A 20003-nucleotide genomic window follows, 5' to 3' on the forward strand; every position below is an offset into this window, starting at 1 on the left:
CATAGTACGTTCAAAGATTCAAAGAAGAGGACGGTGTAAAGATGAGAAAACCAATCATTGCAGGTAACTGGAAAATGAACAAGGTTTCATCAGAAGCAAGAAGCTTTGTTGAAGAAGTAAAGAGCTTAGTACCAGGAACAGATAAAGTTGACTCAGTCGTTTGTGCTCCAGCATTATTTTTAGAGAGCTTAGTAGGCTTAACGAAAGATAGTGACCTTCAAGTAGGCGCACAAACTATGCACTTTGAAGAAAGTGGAGCTTTTACTGGGGAGATCAGCCCAGTAGCACTTAAAGATTTAGGTGTTAGCTATGTTGTATTAGGACACTCTGAACGCAGAGAAATGTTTGCAGAAACAGATGAAACTGTAAACAAAAAGACGTTAGCTGCTTTCAAACACGGTTTATCTCCAATCGTTTGCTGTGGTGAAACGCTAGAAGAACGTGAAGCTGGTCAAACAAATGATCTAGTTGGTAACCAAGTAAAGCTTGCTTTACAAGGATTAACAGAAGATCAAGTAAAGCAAACTGTTATTGCTTATGAGCCAATCTGGGCAATTGGAACAGGTAAATCATCTTCAGCTGAAGATGCTAATGAAGTTTGTGCATATATCCGCAAAGTAGTTGCAGAGCAATTTACTGGCGATGTAGCAGAAGCAGTACGTATTCAATACGGTGGCAGTGTAAAACCAACGAACATTAAAGAATATATGGCACAATCAGATATCGATGGTGCATTAGTTGGTGGCGCAAGCTTAGAAGCACAATCTTTCCTTCAGCTTTTGGAGGCTAGTAATAATGAGTAAAGCTCCAGTTGCACTGATTATCCTTGACGGCTTTGCTTGCCGAGATGAGGTAAAAGGAAATGCAGTTGCACAATCAAAGAAACCAAACTTTGACCGTTATTGGAATCAATACCCACATTCCCAACTAATTGCTTCAGGTGAAGCAGTAGGCCTTCCGGAAGGTCAAATGGGAAACTCTGAAGTTGGCCATTTAAATATTGGAGCAGGTCGTATTGTTTATCAAAGCTTAACTCGTGTGAATGTAGCGATTCGTGAAGGTGAGTTTCAAAAAAATCAAACCTTTACTGATGCGATCAACCATGTGAAGCAAAACGGTACCAATCTTCATCTTTTCGGTCTATTATCAGATGGTGGCGTTCATAGCCATATTCAACATTTATTCGCACTTTTACAGCTTGCTGCAAAAGAAGGCGTTAAAAATGTCTATATTCATGGTTTCTTAGATGGACGAGATGTTGGTCCAAAAACGGCTAAAAAATATGTGAATGAATTACTTGAAAAAATCACAGAATACGGTGTTGGTGAAATTGCAACATTATCAGGTCGTTACTACTCAATGGACCGTGACAAACGTTGGGATCGTGTAGAAAAATCTTATCGTTCAATGGTCTATGGAGAAGGTCCTACTTACAGTAAACCAATGGACTGTATCGATGATTCTTATAATAATGGAATCTTTGATGAGTTCGTCCTTCCGTCTGTTATGACAAAAGAGGATGGTTCACCAGTAGCAACACTTGCTGATAACGATGCCGTTATTTTCTATAACTTCCGTCCAGACCGTGCGATTCAAATCTCAAACACATTTACAAATGAAGATTTCCGTTCATTTGATCGTGGAGAAAAGCATCCGAAGAACTTACATTTTGTTTGCTTAACACATTTCAGTGAAACAGTTGATGGGTATGTTGCATTTAAACCAACAAACCTAGATAATACAATTGGAGAGGTGTTAGCACAAAATAATCTAACACAGCTTCGTATCGCTGAAACAGAAAAGTACCCACATGTTACCTTCTTTATGAGTGGTGGACGTGAAGAGAAATTCCCTGGTGAAGAACGAATCTTGATTAATTCACCAAAGGTCGCAACTTATGATCTTCAGCCTGAAATGAGTGCATATGAAGTAACGGACGCGTTGCTTGCAGAAATTGAAGCTGATAACTTTGATGCGATTCTCTTAAACTTTGCAAACCCTGATATGGTTGGACATTCTGGTATGCTTGAGCCAACAATTAAAGCCATTGAAACGGTCGATGAATGCCTTGGCAAAATTGTCGATGCGATTCTTGCTAAGGGTGGAAAAGCAATCATTACAGCAGACCACGGTAACTCTGATGAAGTAATGACGATTGAAGGTGAGCCAATGACAGCTCATACGACAAATCCAGTCCCAGTGATCGTTACTGAGAATGGTGTTACACTTCGTGATGGTGGAATGCTAGGAGATTTAGCTCCAACGATGTTAGATCTTTTAAATGTTGGACAACCAGTTGAAATGACAGGAAAATCATTACTAAAGCCATTTTCTAAAAATTAGTTGCACTTGAACCTTGTAGAAATTGAAGCTGTTTTCAATGAAATAAACAAAGTAATTAATGAAAAGTGCACGAAGATAGACTAGATAACGGATTGTGAAACTTTTTACGAAAAGACGATCCTTGTGACTACAGTCGTAATTAAAATAAAAATAACTTTTATAAAAAAAGGAGACTATTAAACATGCCGTACATTGTAGACGTTTATGCTCGTGAAGTATTAGACTCACGTGGAAACCCAACAGTAGAAGTAGAAGTACACACAGAATCAGGTGGATTTGGTCGTGCATTAGTTCCAAGTGGTGCTTCAACAGGTGAATATGAAGCAGTTGAGCTTCGTGATGGTGACAAAGACCGTTATTTAGGAAAAGGCGTTTTAACAGCTGTTAAAAACGTAAATGAATTAATTGCTCCAGAATTACTTGGTTTCGATGTAACTGAACAAGTAGCTATTGACAGAGCATTAATCGAGCTTGATGGAACTGAAAACAAAGGTAAATTAGGCGCTAATGCAATCCTTGGTGTATCTATTGCTGCTGCTCGCGCTGCTGCAGATTACCTACAAGTTCCTTTATACCAATACCTTGGCGGATTCAACGCTAAAACATTACCAGTACCAATGATGAACATTGTTAACGGTGGAGAACATGCTGATAACAACGTTGACATTCAAGAATTCATGGTAATGCCAGTTGGAGCAGAAAACTTCCGTGAAGCATTACGTATGGGAGCTGAAATTTTCCACAGCCTTAAATCAGTATTACAAGGTAAAGGCCTAAATACTGCAGTTGGTGACGAAGGTGGCTTCGCTCCGAACTTAGGTTCAAACGAAGAAGCTCTTCAAACAATCATCGAAGCAATCGAAAAAGCTGGTTACAAACCAGGAGAGCAAGTTATGCTAGCTATGGATGCTGCATCTTCTGAATTCTACAACAAAGAAGACGGCAAGTATCATCTTTCAGGTGAAGGTGTTGTCAAAACATCTGCTGAAATGGTTGATTGGTACGAAGAAATGGCTTCTAAATACCCAATCATCTCAATCGAAGATGGCTTAGATGAAAATGACTGGGATGGTCATAAATTATTAACTGAACGCCTTGGTGGTAAAGTACAACTTGTTGGTGACGATTTATTCGTTACAAACACGAAGAAACTTGCTGAAGGTATTGAAAAAGGAATCAGTAACTCAATCCTTATCAAAGTTAACCAAATCGGTACATTAACAGAAACATTTGATGCAATCGAAATGGCAAAACGCGCAGGTTACACTGCAGTTATCTCTCATCGTTCTGGTGAAACAGAAGACAGCACAATTGCTGACATCGCTGTAGCAACAAACGCTGGCCAAATCAAAACAGGTGCACCATCACGTACTGACCGTGTTGCGAAATACAACCAATTACTTCGCATCGAAGATCAACTACTTGATGTAGCAAAATACGATGGAATCAAAACATTCTACAACTTGAAAAAATAATCATACACAAAAACGGAACTGCCTGAAAAGGTGGTTCCGTTTTTTATAAGCTCTTTTCTAAAAGTTTGTTACATTAGTACTAATAAAAATCGGCTTTTGGATTTTTATGATCTAAATTGAAGCTATCTCCAAAGGGATATCAGAGTAATTTAGCGAAAAGAGCACGAATATATAGTTAAAACGTGTAGATTAGTATTTAGTACGGAAAACAACAAGCCTTTGCGAAAACAGAATTATAAAAGAATTAAAAAACATCGTCTTAATCGTTTGCTAAAAGCTACGAAATGCCTCTTATCCTACATTTTTAGCACCCAAAATAGTCATCACTCGCCAAATACCCAGGGATAAGATCGGAATCATTGATAGATTATCCAAACAGGAGACTTTACTATTCAAAAACGCTCATATCCTCGCCAAACCATTTCCGTAATGAAGCTAGAACATCTGAGAAAAGTAAGAGAGTTGTATCCCTAAGAGTAAATGGTACGTTAGTCTTTAGTACGGTAGTTATTTTACGTATAATGCTAATGCGATAATAAACTCTATTGTTAACATCATACAATTGTGATACATTTATACTATCTCGTTGTACGTATAACAGGAGGTGTCATTTCATGCATACAGCATTAATTATCCTACTAGTTTTAGTATCAATTGCTTTAATCACTGTTGTTTTATTACAGTCAGGTAAGAGCGCAGGTTTATCAGGTGCAATTTCTGGTGGTGCCGAACAGCTTTTTGGAAAGCAAAAGGCTCGTGGTCTGGATCTCGTTTTACACCGGGCAACAGTTATTCTATCGGTATTATTCTTTGTTTTGACAATCTTGGTAGCTTATATAGTTGATTAATCATTGAAAAAACGAGTCTGAGCATCAGGCTCGTTTTTTTATTAGTCTTTTTAAGTAAGGCTCTTTTCTAAAAGTTTGTTGCTCTAGTACGAATAAAAATCGGCTTTTGGATTTTTATAATGTAAATTGAAGCTATCTCCAGAGGGATATTAGAGTAATTTAGCGAAAAGAGCACGAAGATATAGTTAAAACGTGTAAATTAGTACTTTGTACGGAAAACAACAATCTTTGCGAAAACAGCCTTAAGTAAACATGTTGGTATCAAAGAATAACGTTTGTTTTAATAGAAGAGAGACCATTGTTAAATAACGTCTCACTAACACAACATAATCACATATTTTGAGGCTATCACAACGATAAGACCCAGTTATACAATGAGTCTACATAAAATAGTCACTAAAAGGGATAAACTAAGGATGGAAATTGATAATAATAGGTTGTGTTAATAATTCGTATGATTAGTCCCTTAATAGTTACTCTTCGTATTATTACGAATGAGTGTTTTCTACATAAATTTGGACACTAAAGGTGAAAGAAACAATGAATGATTAGATAAGAGCTAAGAAAAGGAGTTACTAGCAATGAAAAGAGTGTTACCAAAGCCTTTTACGTTTGAAGGCGGAGATAAAGCGGTTCTATTATTACATGGTTTTACAGGAAATACAGCGGATGTTCGGATGATGGCCCGTCATTTAAGTGAGAGAGGATATACATGCCATGCACCACAATACAAAGGACATGGGGTACCACCTGAGGAACTTGTTCATACTGGTCCTGAGGATTGGTGGCAAGATGTACATCAGGGCTATCAACATTTAAAGGATCTCGGCTTTGAAGATATAGCTGTTGGTGGATTGTCTTTAGGTGGAGTGTTTTCCCTTAAATTAGGTTACACTGTACCTGTAAAGGGTATTGTCCCAATGTGTGCACCAATGTATATAAAGAGTGAAGAGGTTATGTATCAAGGTGTTCTTGACTATGCTAGAAATTATAAGAAGTTCGAGGGGAAATCACCAGAAGAAATAGAGGCAGAAATGAAAGACTTTGCTAAGTCTCCGATGGGTACGTTAAAAGGTTTGCAAGAGCTTATTGCCGATGTTCGCAACAATGTCGATATGATCTATTCCCCAACGTTTGTTGCTCAAGGAAGACATGATAACATGATTAATACGGATAGTGCGAACATTATATATAACGAGGTAGAAAACGATCAAAAACAACTAAAATGGTATGAGGAATCCGGTCATGTTATTACTCTTGATAAAGAACGGGATCAATTACATGAAGACGTATACCAATTTTTAGAGAGTCTTGATTGGTAAGGCTCTATTAAAAAATTTTTACTGAAAACTTATAAAAATCGGTCACTGAATTTTATCGTATAAATTGGATACTATTTTTTAAAAAAATGGCTGAGTAATTATACGAAAAGAGCACGAAGACAAGCTAAATTCGCAAAGATGTACTTAGTACGAAAAACAGCAATCTTTACGAAAAATGCTATTGGTAAAAAGGAGGATATGAAATGGATCAAGAAATACAGGTACATATTAATAAGCTACTAGCTTTTATGAAGGATGAGGCATATAAACCACTCACTGTTCAAGAGTTAGAAGAGGCATTTGGAATTGAGGACTCAGCAGAATTTAAAGACTTTGTTAAAGCATTGGTAGTTATGGAGGACGAAGGGCTAGTTGTTAGAACTCGGAGCAATCGCTATGGTCTACCCGAAAAAATGAATTTACTAAAAGGAAAACTGATCGGTCATGCAAAGGGCTTTGCTTTTTTAGACCCTGAAGACCCAAGCTTAGATGATGTATTTATTCCACCTAATGAACTGAAGACAGCAATGCACGGTGATATTGTTTTAATCAGAGTCAGTCAAGGTTCTTCAGGATCAAGACAAGAAGGAACAGTAATCCGCATCCTTGAACGCGGTGTAAAAGAAATTGTTGGGACTTACACCGAAAGCAAGAACTTCGGATTTGTTATCCCTGATGATAAAAAAATCGCAAACGATATCTTCATTCCGAAAGATGTTTCAAATGGAGCTATAGAAGGTCATAAAGTAGTTGTAAAATTAACAACCTATCCAGAAGGTCGGATGAGTGCAGAAGGTGAAGTCATCCAAATTCTTGGTCACAAAAATGACCCTGGTGTTGATATATTATCTGTTATTCATAAGCATGGACTTCCAGGACTATTTCCAGAAGAAGCACTTCAGCAAGCAAATGAAGTTCCTGAAACCATTAAAGAAGAAGATCTAAAGGATCGACGTGACCTTCGTAATGAAACCATTGTTACCATTGATGGTGCAGATGCGAAGGACTTAGATGACGCTGTTACCGTTCAAAAATTAGAAAATGGCAACTATAAATTAGGCGTTCATATTGCCGATGTTAGCCACTATGTAACAGAACAGTCTCCGATTGATCGTGAAGCATTAGAGCGCGGGACAAGTGTGTATCTGGTAGATCGAGTGATTCCGATGATTCCACACCGACTATCAAATGGTATTTGTTCATTGAATCCAAAGGTAGATCGTTTAACATTGTCTTGTGAAATGGAAATTGATCAAGATGGTATCGTTGTAAAACATGAGATTTTCCAAAGTGTGATCAAGACAACGGAACGAATGACTTATACAGATGTGAAAAAAATTCTGGAAGATCGTGATGAAGAGGTTCTACTAAAGTATAAAGAATTAGTGCCAATGTTTGATCTAATGGGTGAACTTGCTCAGGTTCTTCGCACAAAACGGATGGACCGTGGAGCTATTGATTTCGATTTTAAAGAAGCAAAGGTCCTTGTTGATAAAGATGGCACACCATCTGATGTTGTCATTCGTGAACGTACAGTTGCTGAGCGTTTAATAGAAGAATTTATGTTGCTTGCGAATGAAACAGTTGCTGAACATTTCCATTGGATGAATGTTCCGTTTATCTACCGTATCCATGAAGAACCAAATACAGAGAAGCTGCAACGCTTTTTAGAATTCATAACGAATTTCGGTTATGCTGTGAGAGGTTCTGCAAATGATATTCATCCCCGAGCATTACAGAAAATAATTGAAGAAGTAGCGGGAACACCAGAGGAAACAGTGATCTCAACCGTTATGCTTCGTTCGATGAAGCAGGCAAAATATGATCCAACAAGCTTAGGACATTTTGGTTTATCTACTGAATACTATACTCATTTTACATCACCGATTAGACGTTATCCTGATTTAATCGTTCACCGCTTAATTCGAACGTATTTAATAGAAGGAAAAGTCGATGAAGATACTCGATCTAAATGGGGAGAAAGTTTACCAGTCATCGCTGAGCATTCGTCAAATATGGAAAGACGTTCGGTTGAAGCTGAAAGAGAAACCGATGAGTTGAAAAAAGCTGAATACATGCTAGATAAAATCGGCGAAGAGTATGATGGTATGATAAGTTCTGTGACCAACTTCGGTATGTTCGTTGAGTTACCAAACACAATAGAAGGTCTTGTCCATGTCAGTTATATGACAGATGATTATTACCGTTATGATGAAAGTCACTACGCGATGATTGGCGAACGGACAGGTAATGTTTACCGTATTGGTGATGAAATAACTGTTCGTGTTGTCAATGTAAATAAAGAGGAACGTTCGATTGACTTTGAAATTGTCGGCATGAAGGGTGTAAGAAAACGCCCTGAGAAAGAAAAGAAAAAGATCATAATCGCTGGAAATGGTCGAAGAAATACGGACCAAAAAGCTGGTCAAACCAAAAGTTCAGATGGTAAAGACGAAGAATGGTCAACAAGGCCACAACGGAAAAAGAAGAAAAAACATTATGAAAATGCACCAAAAGCAAAACGGAAAAAGAAGAAAAGAAACTGATTTTACAAAGGGTCTGGTGCAAATAGTGCCCGACCCTTTGTAAGGAATCTTAACCTTAGATTGTACTATAGGATATTTTTAAAAAGGTATTCACGTTAGAATAAAATCTAGCTTTTCTCCTTCTACGCTTTTTAAAGCGTTTTTTTACTTTCTTTCTATTTAATGCTCAAAAAAATAAGAAAACCTCTATATTAACAGGAATTCAGTGAATAGATTGAGAATAAGTCCAATTTTTGTTAAAATAGACTTTATCGCGCTACTCAATAGGTTCATTCAAGGGAGGGATTACAATGCCTAAAGGATTAGGAAAAGCACTAGCTCAAAACAAAAAGGCCAATCACGACTTCGCAATTGAAGAAACGTATGAAGCCGGCATTGTCCTTCAAGGTACAGAAATAAAGTCAATTCGAAATGGCCGTGTCAACTTAAAGGATGCATTCGCACGTATTGATCGAGGAGAAGTATATTTATATAATATGCATGTTAGCCCTTATGAACAAGGGAATCGATATAATCACGAACCGTTGCGTACAAGAAAGCTATTGTTACACAAACAACAAATTGATAAGTTAATCGGTGCTACAAAAGAAGAAGGGTACGCACTTGTTCCATTGAAAATGTATTTGAAAAACGGCTATGCAAAGGTTTTAATCGGACTAGGTAAGGGTAAAAGAAAGTACGATAAACGTGAAGACTTAAAGAAAAAAGAAGCAAAGCGTGATATCGAACGTGCCTTTAGAGATCGCCAAAAGGAATAGTAGGAAAAACCTTACAATTGCATTCTTGTCCCATTCTGTTATAATTAGTTTGTAAGACAGTCACTTACAAAGATTTATCGCGTTATCGCAAGTATACAATTTTATAAGCAATTAAGCTTTATTCTATAACTTCTCCCGTATTCCCTAGCTGGTATAATACGGCTTATCATGGGGACGTTACGGATTCGACAGGGATAGTTTGAGCTTAGGTTGCGAGCCGAAGGGATCGTCTTCGTTAAAACGTCACGCCAATAATAACTGGCAAATCTAACAACAACCTAGCTTTAGCTGCCTAAGGCATGCTAGCTGTTCCTCCCTCCATCGTCCATGTGGTAGGGTAAGGGACTCACTTTTAGTGGACTACGCCTAATTTCTCCGTCTGGGGATGATGGAAGAGACTAATCAGACTAGCTGCTCTGACGCCTGTCGATAGGCATAGGAGTTAGCGAAACTGCGAATATGTCGACTACGCTCGTAGACGCTTAAGTGTCGATGTTTCTGGACGTGGGTTCGATTCCCACCGTCTCCACCAAATACATATTTGGTGGTTTTTATTTTTATGTTTGACTTAGAAGCAAAAGTACTCTAAAAAAGTTAGTGTATAGATTATTTTGCTCAATATCCCGCACTGTTCTTCCTATTTTGAATAATCCTTGCAAAGAGGGGTTAATTAAACTATATACATACACACATTTTTTCATAAAAACTAACTCCTATTTTCCTTTCTTCCTAATATGTTTAGAAAATTTCAACCAACTTCTTTTTATTAATCAAAGAAATTAGGAGTATATTCTGTCATTTTCATAGGAATAGGCAAGGGAAAATTCGACCATTCATTGCTATACAAATTATCTAGGTTCATATTTCATCAGCAAAATGAGATTTACAATGATAAGCATTTTTACAAGTATTTTGGACATTATATAGCCGAGGTGATAGTTATGACCATTGCGAAACCGGGTGATGTTATTTCTTTTGAACGTGAAGGAAGTAAATTTGAAGGTGTTGTTACCGCCATTAGGGAAAATTCCGTTATTGTTGAATACGGTATTCCAAATGATAAGGGCGAACCGCTTACGACGATTGTTAATCATAAAAACTACAAAATAAACAAGTGAAACGACGGTAGTGAAAAAATTGGAGTTATAAGGTAATGATTGAAATCCCTTTATTTTGAAGGGATTTTTAATTTTTTAATTTTTTAATTTTCTACTTAAACAGTGCAATTTAGTTGAATATGATAAATGAAAAAAATGCAAAAGTTAAACTAAGTATTTTATTATATAAACAATAACATCCATATAGGCTTTTTTCATACTATATTTTCGAGGTGGAAAAATGGCAAGAGTAAGATACCGAAGTTCTGACGTTGACTTAATGGCAAGGATGATGAGGGCAAAAGCCGTAGGTGAAGGAAAACAAAGAATGTTATATGTTGGAAATGTCATTGTTAATCCTCTTAAAGCAATTTGTATAGACTTTTAAAATTTAAGAACAATTTCACAAGTCATTTATCAAGTAAAAGGAGGAAATTAATCTTTTCAGATGAATACTAATATGGTAATATACTTGTATGGTAGTGTATTAAGTAAAGTAGGTGGGTAATTTGAATATAGATTCGAAAATGAAAGCCCTGTCAACAAGAGATCATATCTATTCTCTTTTAAAAGAAGACATTTTGAAATTGATTCTTTTGCCAGGTGATCAAATTTCCGAAAAAGAAATCTCAGAGAAATTTAAAGTTAGTCGGACACCTGTTAGGGAGTCATTTCTTCAGTTAGCAAAAGAAGGACTATTAGAAATTTATCCTCAAAAAGGGACATGCGTTTCGCTAATTGATTTAAATCTTGTGGAAGAAGCAAGGTTCATGAGAGAGCATTTAGAGATTGCTGTTATTAAGTTAGCTTGCGAAAATTTTTCACAGGAAAAAATATTCTCACTAGAGATGAATTTGAAAATACAAGAAATGTGTATACAAGAAAGAAATTACGAACGGTTATTCCAACTTGATGAAGAGCTTCATCAGATGATTTTTGAAGGATGTAAAAAAAGGAATATTTGGTTTGCTATTCAACAGATGAACATGCCTTTTAATCGAATCCGTATGTTAAGACTAGCAACCGATTTTAATTGGGATAACATTTATCATCAACACTTAATGATTGTAGAGGCAATTAAAAATAAAAAGCCAGAATTAGCTGTAAAGGTTATACAAGAACACTTAACAATGGTAGTTTTTGATAAAGAAAAACTAAAAAAGGAATACCCTAGTTATTTTAAGTAAATCTTTAAAAAGTATGAAATAGAACATTGAAGAAATAGTAATTTAATTATCTTTAATTCTATGCATCTATTTGTAAGCGCTACCTTTATTGATATCTCGGTTAAAAGTTATATTTTGTAAGTCTAAGGAAAATTTACAGGTGTTAGGACATTATCTATTGTAGCTTTTATTACTATAATTTCCTTTTAAGGAGACTTCTTGAATATTGAAGGTCCCTTAAACTATTGAATAAACAAGTTAGAAAAGTATTTGGAGGGGTTAAGTGATGAGAATGGTGTTTAGATGGTACGGCGAGGATAATGATAGCGTTACACTTGATCAGATTAAACAAATCCCTGGTGTTGAGGGAATTGTTTGGGCGCTCCATGATATTCCTGCCGGTAAAGAGTGGCCAATGGAGAAAATTGTTGAAGTTAAAAAACTAGGTGACAAGTATGGATTAAATATGGATGTAGTCGAAAGTGTAAATGTTCACGAAGATATAAAACTCGGACTTCCCACTAGAGATGACTATATTGAAAATTATAAACGAACAATTGAGAAGTTGGCGAAGGTTGGGGTTAAAGTTATTTGTTATAACTTCATGCCTGTATTTGATTGGATTAGAACAGATTTACATAAAGAACTAGAAGATGGTTCTACAGCCCTTTTCTATGAAAAAGAGAAGGTCGACAATATGAACCCTCTTGATCTAGTAAAAAAAATAGCGAAAAACCCTGAGTTTACAATGCCTGGATGGGAACCTGAGAGACTAGAGCATCTTTCGAAGCTTTTTGAAGCATACAAAATTGTAACAGAAGAAGATTTATGGAATAACCTTCAATACTTTTTAGAACAAATTATTCCAGTCGCTGAGATAAACGACATCAAAATGGCAATTCACCCTGATGATCCGCCCTGGCCTGTTTTCGGATTGCCAAGAATTATGACAAACAAAGAGAACATTAAAAGATTGTTAAACCTTGTGGATAACCCATACAACGGTGTCGCCCTATGTAGCGGTTCTTTAGGTGCAAATCCTGATAACAACGTAGTAGAGATGGTAAGGGAATTTGCAAATCGAATTCCCTTCGCTCATATTCGGAACGTGAGAATCTATGAAAATGGCGATTTTATTGAGACATCCCATCGAACTTGTGATGGTTCAGTAAATATTTGTGATATTGTGAAAGCTTATCACGAGAGTGGTTTTACAGGATATGCAAGACCGGACCACGGAAGACACATTTGGAACGAAGAATGCAGACCTGGATATGGGCTTTATGATAGAGCTCTTGGAATTATGTATTTATGGGGGGCATGGGATGCGTTCGAAAGAGCTAAGCAGGAGGTCGCTGTATCAGAACAGGAGGTAACTATATGCTAGGAATCAACGAAAACTTAAAGGGTAAAGTTGCAGTTATAACTGGCGGAAGCGGAGTCCTTTGCGGTGAAATGGCTAGAGAGCTTGGTAGACAAGGTGTTAAGGTTGCAATTTTAAATCGAACCGCAGAAAAAGGTGAAAAAGTAGTAGAAGAAATAAGACAAGCGGGTGGGGAAGCCATTTTTATAGCTTGTAATGTGTTACACGTTGAAAGTGTCAATAGAGCAGAAGAAATCATTACTGAACAATTAGGTGTTTGTGACATTCTAATTAACGGGGCAGGTGGAAACCATCCAAAAGGCATAACGACAAATGAAACAATAAAACCCGAAGATTTAATGAATACCGAAATTACGACTTTTTTCGACTTAAGTGATGAAGGTTTTGGCTTTGTTTTTAATTTAAATATGCTTGGAACTCTTATTCCAACACAAGTATTTACAAAGAAAATGATCAATAGAAAAGGTTCAACTGTGATTAATATGTCATCAATGAGTGCTCCTTGTCCTATGACAAAAGTTCCAGCATATAGTGCAGCAAAAGCAGCTATTGATAATTTTACACAGTGGCTGTCAGTTCACATGGCAGAGGTAGGAATTCGTGTAAATGCTATCGCCCCAGGCTTTTTTTTAACAGAACAAAATAGGCAACTATTAACGAATGAAGATGGATCGTTAACTGAAAGGTCTCAAAAAATTATATCCCACACTCCAATGCGACGGTTTGGTAAACCAAAGGATCTACTGGGAACTTTAATTTGGTTAGTTGATGAGAATATGTCAGGGTTCGTAACAGGGATTACTATTCCGGTCGATGGCGGTTTTATGGCCTACTCAGGAGTATAATTTTCGCTCAATACAGTTTCTAGTCATCGTTGATGAGTGGAAATATGGAAGTTATTTACGGCATTCTGAATAATTAGCCTTTATAGAAAGCATTATTATACGCTAATACAATTGAATCAATGGTTGTAGGTGTTTTAGGAGAATGAAGGATTACCTTATCTTAATCATGTCCTTTTTCAATTAGGAGATAATATGAGATTCTTTTGAAGGGGGTGATGCTTGTTTAAAAAATAACTGATGAAGAGTATTAATGAAACAATGAAAATATAAGGGGGAAGTTAGAATGAAAAAAATAAGTTTATTATCGGCCATTCTTGCAGTTATGTTACTCTTAGGAGCTTGTAGTTCAAGTGGGGATGTTGGTGGAAATGCAGGAGAAGGTAAAGTAATTAAGTGGAAACTTGGACATTTGGCAGATGAAAATCATATTTGGCATAAAACAGCTACAGAGTTTGCGAATTTAGTTAAGGAAAAAACAGATGGTCAAATTGAAATTACACTGTACCCAAATAACTCTTTAGGTGGGGAAACAGATACAATTAATGCGATTAAAGGTGGAACGGCCGATCTTGTCATTTCGGGTGAAACATTACAGAACTGGGCTCCAAAAGCTGCTTTGATGGCAACTCCGTACGCGTTCAAAAGTTTAGAACATGTTAAAACGGTTGTTAAAGGTGATATTGGTGACGAAATCGAAGCGGAAATTAAAGAGAAAGCTCAGTTAACACCTCTCTATTACCATACTCGTGCACCACGTAACTTAACCTCTACTGAGCCTATTAAGTCTCCGGAAGATCTAGATGGATTTAGTATGCGTGTTCCGAACGTTCCATTGTTCTTGGATGCATGGGAAGAAGCAGGTGCAAAACCTCAAGTAATGGACTTTAACGAAGTGTTTACTGGATTACAGCAAGGTGTTATTGATGGTCAAGAGAACCCAGTTGATTTAATTCAAAGTGGTGGTCTATATGAAGTTCAAGATTATGTGAATAAAACAGAACATGTTTACTCTTGGATTTATATTTTAGTAGGAAATAAGCAATTAGAATCTCTAACAGATGAGCAACGTGAAGCTGTTTTTGAAGCGGCTGAAGAAGCTCAAGCTTTTGGAGGAAAATTATATGATGAAGAAATTGGTACTATTGAAAAAGAATTGAAAGAAGAGGGCATGGAATTTGTTGAAGTGGATCAAGATGCCTTCCGAAAAGCGATGACCCCTGCAATCCAATCATCACTTTCAGAAGAACAATTCGATTTATATGAAAGAATTTTAGCAACAGAGTAAAAAAGTAGATAGGCACCGTTGACAATAGATAAATCAATAGTGCCTTTCCTCTAGAAAGGAGACAAACGACATATGAATCTTTTAAAATGGTTAACTAGAATACTTTCGTTTTTAGCGATTTTAAGTTTTGCAGGGGTTATTATTATAGTAACGATTCAAATATTGTCTCGCTATTTTCCGTATTCTTTCATTTGGACTGAAGAGTTAACGCGTTATTTTTTCTTATATGCAATTTGTTTTGGGGCACCACTTGCATTACTTCGAAATGAATTTATTAATGTGGACCTAGTTATAAGCAGACTTTCAGGGACAGTGAAAAGATATTACGAGATTAGTATCTACTTAACGGTTTTAATATTAAGTGCAATCATGGTGAAAGAAGGATATGCATTTATGCAATTGGGAAAAAGTCAATCTTCTGCTACGCTGCCGTTTCAAATGTCTGTTATACATGCATCCATATTTATCATGAGTATTTTCTTATTGATCTTTTCATTGATCAAAATTGGTTTCTTAATTCGTAATAAAAAGAATCCTTATGAAGTAGATGGAGGTGGAGAAGTCTAATGGCCCTTTTATTGTTCGTCTCGTTTATCATTTTGATCTTTCTAGGCGTACCAGTTGCTTTTGGTTTAGGCCTTTCATCCCTCATTTATTTAATTGTAGCTGATATTCCGCTAAATATTATTCCACAAAAAATGTTCGGTGGTTTAAATTCATTCGTATTACTTTGTATACCGGGCTTTATCCTTGCTGGTAACTTAATGAATGCAGGTGGAATTACAGACAGGATTATTCAGTTTGCTAACAACCTTCTTGGCCGTATACGCGGTGGGTTGGGATTAGCTAATGTTGGTGCTTCAATGGGTTTTGCTGGTATTTCAGGGACTGCACTTGCAGATACAGCGAGTATCGGGGCTATACTTATTCCAGCTATGAAAAAGGAAGGCTATGGTGCAGGTTTCTCTGCTGCGATTACGGCATCCTCTTCAACGGTAGGACCGATTATTCCACCATCCCTTCCAATGATTATTGTGGGAACACTAGCTTCCCTTTCAATAGGAGATTTATTTTTAGCTGGTGCAGTACCAGGAATTTTACTTGGTGTCGGCTTAATGATCCCAACTTATCTCATTTCAGTTAAAAGAAACTACCCAAAAGGTGAGCGGAAATCTTTAAAAGAAGTTTGGAAAAGCTTCACTGGTGCATTTTGGGCACTATTAATGACTGTCATTATTTTGTATGGAATTTTAGGAGGGTATTTTACACCAACTGAAGCATCCATTGTTTCCGTCATTTACGCTTTATTTGTCGGAATATTCATTTATAAAGAATTGCCGATAAAAAAGATTCCGGAAATTATGCTTTCTACTATAATTTCCACGGCTTCTATTATGCTACTCGTAGGTTTTGCCAATCTCTTTGGATGGATTATGGTTAGTGAACAAATTCCGCAAATGGTAGCTGATCTAATTTTAGGAATATCAACTAACTCTGTTGTCGTTATTCTTTTAATCATAGTGTTACTTCTATTTGTTGGTACCTTTATGGAAACGATTGCAGCATTAGTCATATTGTTCCCAGTTTTATTACCTGTTGCGACTACAATAGGAATGGATCCTATCCAATTTGGTGTCGTGATGGTGTTAACTTTAGTCATTGGTCTAGTCACTCCACCAGTTGGTGTTTGTTTATTCGTTGCCTCCCAGATTGGGAAAGTATCGATTGGGGAAACCACAAGGGAGCTTATTCCATTTATTAGTGTTAGTTTGATTGTATTATTAATCGTGGCATTTGTACCACAAGTTACTATGTTCTTACCAAGTTTATTTGAATAAGGGGTGTCAAGATGAAAGCTGCTAGAATTAAAGAGCCGATGAAGTTAGATTTATTGGATGTAGATAAACCTGTTATTAACGAAGCAAATGAAGTGCTTGTTAGAGTAAAACGAGTGGGCATTTGCGGATCAGATATGCATATTTATCATGGAACAAATCCACTTGCTACATATCCACGAGTGGTGGGACATGAGGTCGCTGGAGAAGTTGTTGCAGTTGGTGAAGCAGTGTCATATTTGAAACCTGGGGACCATGTAGTAGTTGAACCAATTCGTTATTGTGGTGAATGCTATGCTTGCCGAAAAGACCGTCCGAATGTATGTGATTCACTATCTGTATTTGGCGTTCATGAAGATGGAGGGATGCGAGAGTTTATCGTCCTTCCTGAAAAACAATTATATGCTGTCGATCTATCACTTGAATGGGACGAAATTGTTTTTGCAGAACCCTATACAATCGGTGCTCAAGCAGTGTGGCGTGGGAATGTTGCAGAAGGCGACACCGTTTTCATCCAAGGTTGTGGCCCAATTGGTATTTGCATTTTGAAAATGGCGAAACTTGCAGGTGCAACTGTCATGATGAGTGATCTAAAAGAAGAACGCCTTGCTTTTGCGAAAGACAATGGAGCAGATTTAGTGATTCACGCAGTAAATGAGGCTATTGAAGAGAAAATTATGGAATTTACCCAAGGTGAAGGAGCAAATGTAGTCATTGACGCTGTATGTCTACCTTCTACATTTGAATTAGGGATTAAAGTAGCTTCTATTGCAGGTATGGTTGTTGTTTTAGGATTTGATGAGCGGGCAGCAGCGATTTCACAATTGCCGATAACGAAGAAAGAGTTGACGATAGTTGGCTCTCGTCTGCAAACGGATCAATTTAAGAAAGTTGTTACTTTATTAAATGAAAATAAACTTCAATCGAATGGGTTAATTACACATAAATTTGCTTTAAAAGATGTACAGGAAGCCTTCACATTCGTTGAAGAAAATCCAGACATTGTCAAGAAAGCACTAATAGTGTTTGATTAGAAGGAAAACACGTGATAAAAAAACTTGAAGTATTGCATTCGTTAAAGACAATAAAAGTTGTTGCAGTTATTCGAGGGAAGAATGCAGAAGTTAGGAGTGATATAATCAATACAAAAATAACACCAAGGAATATATGGTTCAACCTTTCACTAATCTGTTTCGTATTGGGGATATTGGTCTGGGTACCTAACATTAACTTTAATTACTGATAGAGTTATTGGTTTTTGACTTTTAGTTTCTTTATTTTTATGTTTACCGGATACTCTATTGTTGCAATTTTCGGTGGGGAACCATAAGGATTTATCTTTAAAGACCATAAAAATAAACTTCTATAACTTGAAAAATGACAAAACCAAAGAAGACTCATCTCATCCGTTTTTTAAAATAGAGTAAGCCACAATTAATGGTTTGTGAGGATAATGATCTTTCTTTTTTCACTTGCATTAACATGGATTTCAGTACCTTTAGGCTGATGGAAATGATTTGTTGGTGTCTATTGGTTTGCTGGTGCTAATCATTATGATTTCATATATATTTGGGATGAAAGTTTATAGGAGAGTATAAATAAAACACCCCTTCAGAATCCATGTACGAAGGGGTAAAGAATTTGAATCTTTTAATAAACATCTGACTTTATTTCAAAACCTCATGAACTAAGTTTGTATAAATGATTCATTATTAATACATTGCTTGTAGGGTCAAATTACGTTATCTTTATTTCCTGAAATGGTAATAAATTCATTAACCTGTAAGAATATCTTCGCTTGGATATCTAATTTTTCCATGACCAGGTTTAGCTAGTGAAAAGGCTAGGGTTAAAGGGCCTAATTTACCTAAGAACATGATAAACACAATGATTATCTTTCCGGTGTATGAAAGATCTGCTGTTATTCCCATAGACAAACCAACTGTACCAAAAGCCGAAAAAACTTCAAATAATATTTTTAAAAATGGCTCTGGCTCTGTCATATTTAAAAGGAATACGGCAAAGAAAATAAACAATATACTTATTGTTGATATCGCAAGGGATCGGACAATCACATTATCCTTTATTGCTCTATTTCCTATAGTAATTTGCCTTTTATCTCTAAGAAAGGTTAATACTGACAAAATAATAACTAAAAACGTTGTAAGTTTAATTCCTCCTCCAGTAGAGGCACTCCCAGCTCCAACAAACATTAAGAGTAACATGAATGTAATAGTAGCTTCGTGTAAACTTCCTATATCGAGGCTATTAAATCCGGCTGTCCGCGGTGTTACTGCTTGGAAATATGATGCCCAAAGTTTATCACCTAAAGAAGACAATGTCCCTAACGTATTAGGATTTTGATATTCTAAGGAGAAAACAATAATCATTGCCAACAAATTAAGAAAGAAAGTACCACCTATCATTAGTTTTGAGTGGAGACTTAATCTTTTAAAGCTACGTTTATGCCACAAATCAGATAAAACAGTAAAACCTATTCCCCCAACAATAAACAGGAATGTTATCACGAGGTTTACTAATGGATCACCTACATATCCCATCAAACTGTCTGGCCATATAGAGAATCCTGCATTATTAAAAGCTGATATAGAGTGGAAAAGGCTATAATACATTCCTTCTCCCCATCCATACTCGGGAACCCACCTAATAGCCAAAATCACCATAGCAATGATCTCAATAGTAAAGGAGTATATAAATAAGTTTTTAACTAATTTTATTACACCGCCTAGAGAAGTTTGATTTAGAGAGTGTTGTATGATCAATCTCTCTTTAAAGCCGATTTTCTTCCCCAACATCATAAAAATAAGAATCGCAAAAGACATAATTCCCAAGCCACCAACTTGTATTAGCATGAGAATCACCAATTGTCCGATAGTAGTATAGGCAGTACCCGTATCCACTACAGCTAGACCAGTTACGGTCATAGCAGATGTTGCTGTAAAAAGGGCATCAGTCCAACTGACAGAATTAGTTGTCGAAATAGGCAGCTTCAACAGAAACGTTCCTAAGATGATAAAAAATAAAAACACAAGTACAAGTAGTTGAGAGGGATTTAATCTAATATATTTTAAATTCATA

At 36.5% G+C, this 20003-nt stretch carries 16 protein-coding genes, 1 other RNA gene and 1 pseudogene; 17 read left to right on the forward strand and 1 reads right to left on the reverse strand.

Features of this window, described 5'->3' with window-relative positions; all coding sequences use genetic code 11:
• Positions 1-41: 41 nt before the first annotated feature.
• The 17 genes and pseudogenes from tpiA (at position 42) to AC6CHR_RS18865 (ending at position 17938) form a co-directional block, all read left to right on the forward strand.
• A complete protein-coding gene (gene tpiA / locus AC6CHR_RS18785) occupies positions 42-803 on the forward strand; it encodes a triose-phosphate isomerase (RefSeq protein ID WP_498250545.1) in 762 nt (253 codons plus the stop codon).
• Positions 796-2343 (forward strand): 2,3-bisphosphoglycerate-independent phosphoglycerate mutase, encoded by a 1548-nt coding sequence (gene gpmI, locus AC6CHR_RS18790; RefSeq protein ID WP_498250546.1) that lies wholly within the window; start codon positions 796-798, stop codon positions 2341-2343. Before tpiA ends, gpmI begins: the two co-directional genes overlap by 8 nt.
• Before the next feature lie 182 nt (positions 2344-2525).
• Entirely contained in the window at positions 2526-3818 is a 1293-nt protein-coding gene (eno, locus tag AC6CHR_RS18795; RefSeq protein WP_498250547.1) for a phosphopyruvate hydratase, read from the forward strand.
• Positions 3819-4432: 614 nt separating this feature from the next.
• Positions 4433-4666 carry a preprotein translocase subunit SecG gene (gene secG / locus AC6CHR_RS18800; RefSeq protein WP_498250548.1) on the forward strand — a complete coding sequence of 78 codons (234 nt, stop codon included), beginning with the start codon at positions 4433-4435 and terminating at the stop codon, positions 4664-4666.
• 581 nt (positions 4667-5247) lie between these two features.
• Positions 5248-5988 carry an alpha/beta hydrolase gene (locus AC6CHR_RS18805; protein WP_498250549.1) on the forward strand — a complete coding sequence of 247 codons (741 nt, stop codon included), beginning with the start codon at positions 5248-5250 and terminating at the stop codon, positions 5986-5988.
• A gap of 203 nt (positions 5989-6191) precedes the next feature.
• A complete protein-coding gene (gene rnr, locus AC6CHR_RS18810) occupies positions 6192-8534 on the forward strand; it encodes a ribonuclease R (RefSeq protein WP_498250550.1) in 2343 nt (780 codons plus the stop codon).
• Between the two features lie 290 nt (positions 8535-8824).
• Positions 8825-9292, forward strand: a complete 468-nt coding sequence (gene smpB, locus AC6CHR_RS18815) for an SsrA-binding protein SmpB (RefSeq protein WP_498250551.1) — start codon at positions 8825-8827, stop codon at positions 9290-9292.
• Between the two features lie 170 nt (positions 9293-9462).
• Positions 9463-9824, forward strand: a transfer-messenger RNA (tmRNA) gene (gene ssrA / locus AC6CHR_RS18820).
• Between the two features lie 409 nt (positions 9825-10233).
• Positions 10234-10410, forward strand: a complete 177-nt coding sequence (locus tag AC6CHR_RS18825) for a DUF2187 family protein (RefSeq protein ID WP_498250552.1) — start codon at positions 10234-10236, stop codon at positions 10408-10410.
• Between the two features lie 220 nt (positions 10411-10630).
• Positions 10631-10774: pseudogene (locus AC6CHR_RS18830) on the forward strand (cell wall hydrolase); the annotation flags it as partial.
• Positions 10775-10916: 142 nt separating this feature from the next.
• Positions 10917-11576 (forward strand): GntR family transcriptional regulator, encoded by a 660-nt coding sequence (locus tag AC6CHR_RS18835; RefSeq protein ID WP_498250615.1) that lies wholly within the window; start codon positions 10917-10919, stop codon positions 11574-11576.
• A gap of 265 nt (positions 11577-11841) precedes the next feature.
• A complete protein-coding gene (gene uxuA, locus AC6CHR_RS18840) occupies positions 11842-12942 on the forward strand; it encodes a mannonate dehydratase (RefSeq protein WP_498250553.1) in 1101 nt (366 codons plus the stop codon).
• Complete coding sequence (locus AC6CHR_RS18845; RefSeq protein ID WP_498250554.1) at positions 12936-13784, forward strand: SDR family oxidoreductase; 849 nt, start codon at positions 12936-12938, stop codon at positions 13782-13784. The genes uxuA and AC6CHR_RS18845 overlap by 7 nt, the downstream gene beginning before the upstream one ends.
• A gap of 283 nt (positions 13785-14067) precedes the next feature.
• On the forward strand, positions 14068-15069 hold the full coding sequence (locus AC6CHR_RS18850) for a TRAP transporter substrate-binding protein (RefSeq protein ID WP_498250555.1): 1002 nt from the start codon (positions 14068-14070) through the stop codon (positions 15067-15069).
• A 72-nt stretch (positions 15070-15141) separates the two neighbouring features.
• On the forward strand, positions 15142-15636 hold the full coding sequence (locus AC6CHR_RS18855; RefSeq protein ID WP_498250556.1) for a TRAP transporter small permease: 495 nt from the start codon (positions 15142-15144) through the stop codon (positions 15634-15636).
• Complete coding sequence (locus tag AC6CHR_RS18860; RefSeq protein ID WP_498250557.1) at positions 15636-16907, forward strand: TRAP transporter large permease; 1272 nt, start codon at positions 15636-15638, stop codon at positions 16905-16907. The genes AC6CHR_RS18855 and AC6CHR_RS18860 overlap by 1 nt, the downstream gene beginning before the upstream one ends.
• 11 nt (positions 16908-16918) lie before the next feature.
• Positions 16919-17938: a zinc-binding alcohol dehydrogenase family protein gene (locus tag AC6CHR_RS18865; protein ID WP_498250558.1), complete on the forward strand. Its 1020-nt coding sequence runs from the start codon at positions 16919-16921 to the stop codon at positions 17936-17938.
• Between the two features lie 741 nt (positions 17939-18679).
• Here AC6CHR_RS18865 and AC6CHR_RS18870 read toward each other — a convergent pair.
• Positions 18680-20002 (reverse strand): TrkH family potassium uptake protein, encoded by a 1323-nt coding sequence (locus AC6CHR_RS18870; protein ID WP_498250559.1) that lies wholly within the window; start codon positions 20000-20002, stop codon positions 18680-18682.
• Between the last annotated feature and the right edge of the window lies 1 nt (position 20003).

The organism is Metabacillus sp. GQ13, assembly GCF_059758525.1.

Bases quoted from the DNA above. Each gene is read 5' to 3' on its own strand.
- AC6CHR_RS18805 (WP_498250549.1), top strand. From the start codon at position 5,248: ATGAAAAGAGTGTTACCAAAGCCTTTTACGTTTGAAGGCGGAGATAAA.
- AC6CHR_RS18845 (WP_498250554.1), top strand. From the start codon at position 12,936: ATGCTAGGAATCAACGAAAACTTAAAGGGTAAAGTTGCAGTTATAACT.
- AC6CHR_RS18860 (WP_498250557.1), top strand. From the start codon at position 15,636: ATGGCCCTTTTATTGTTCGTCTCGTTTATCATTTTGATCTTTCTAGGC.
- AC6CHR_RS18865 (WP_498250558.1), top strand. From the start codon at position 16,919: ATGAAAGCTGCTAGAATTAAAGAGCCGATGAAGTTAGATTTATTGGAT.
- AC6CHR_RS18855 (WP_498250556.1), top strand. From the start codon at position 15,142: ATGAATCTTTTAAAATGGTTAACTAGAATACTTTCGTTTTTAGCGATT.
- uxuA (WP_498250553.1), top strand. From the start codon at position 11,842: ATGAGAATGGTGTTTAGATGGTACGGCGAGGATAATGATAGCGTTACA.
- eno (WP_498250547.1), top strand. From the start codon at position 2,526: ATGCCGTACATTGTAGACGTTTATGCTCGTGAAGTATTAGACTCACGT.
- gpmI (WP_498250546.1), top strand. From the start codon at position 796: ATGAGTAAAGCTCCAGTTGCACTGATTATCCTTGACGGCTTTGCTTGC.
- AC6CHR_RS18825 (WP_498250552.1), top strand. From the start codon at position 10,234: ATGACCATTGCGAAACCGGGTGATGTTATTTCTTTTGAACGTGAAGGA.
- secG (WP_498250548.1), top strand. From the start codon at position 4,433: ATGCATACAGCATTAATTATCCTACTAGTTTTAGTATCAATTGCTTTA.
- smpB (WP_498250551.1), top strand. From the start codon at position 8,825: ATGCCTAAAGGATTAGGAAAAGCACTAGCTCAAAACAAAAAGGCCAAT.
- AC6CHR_RS18850 (WP_498250555.1), top strand. From the start codon at position 14,068: ATGAAAAAAATAAGTTTATTATCGGCCATTCTTGCAGTTATGTTACTC.
- tpiA (WP_498250545.1), top strand. From the start codon at position 42: ATGAGAAAACCAATCATTGCAGGTAACTGGAAAATGAACAAGGTTTCA.
- AC6CHR_RS18835 (WP_498250615.1), top strand. From the start codon at position 10,917: ATGAAAGCCCTGTCAACAAGAGATCATATCTATTCTCTTTTAAAAGAA.
- AC6CHR_RS18870 (WP_498250559.1), bottom strand. From the start codon at position 20,002: ATGAATTTAAAATATATTAGATTAAATCCCTCTCAACTACTTGTACTT.
- rnr (WP_498250550.1), top strand. From the start codon at position 6,192: ATGGATCAAGAAATACAGGTACATATTAATAAGCTACTAGCTTTTATG.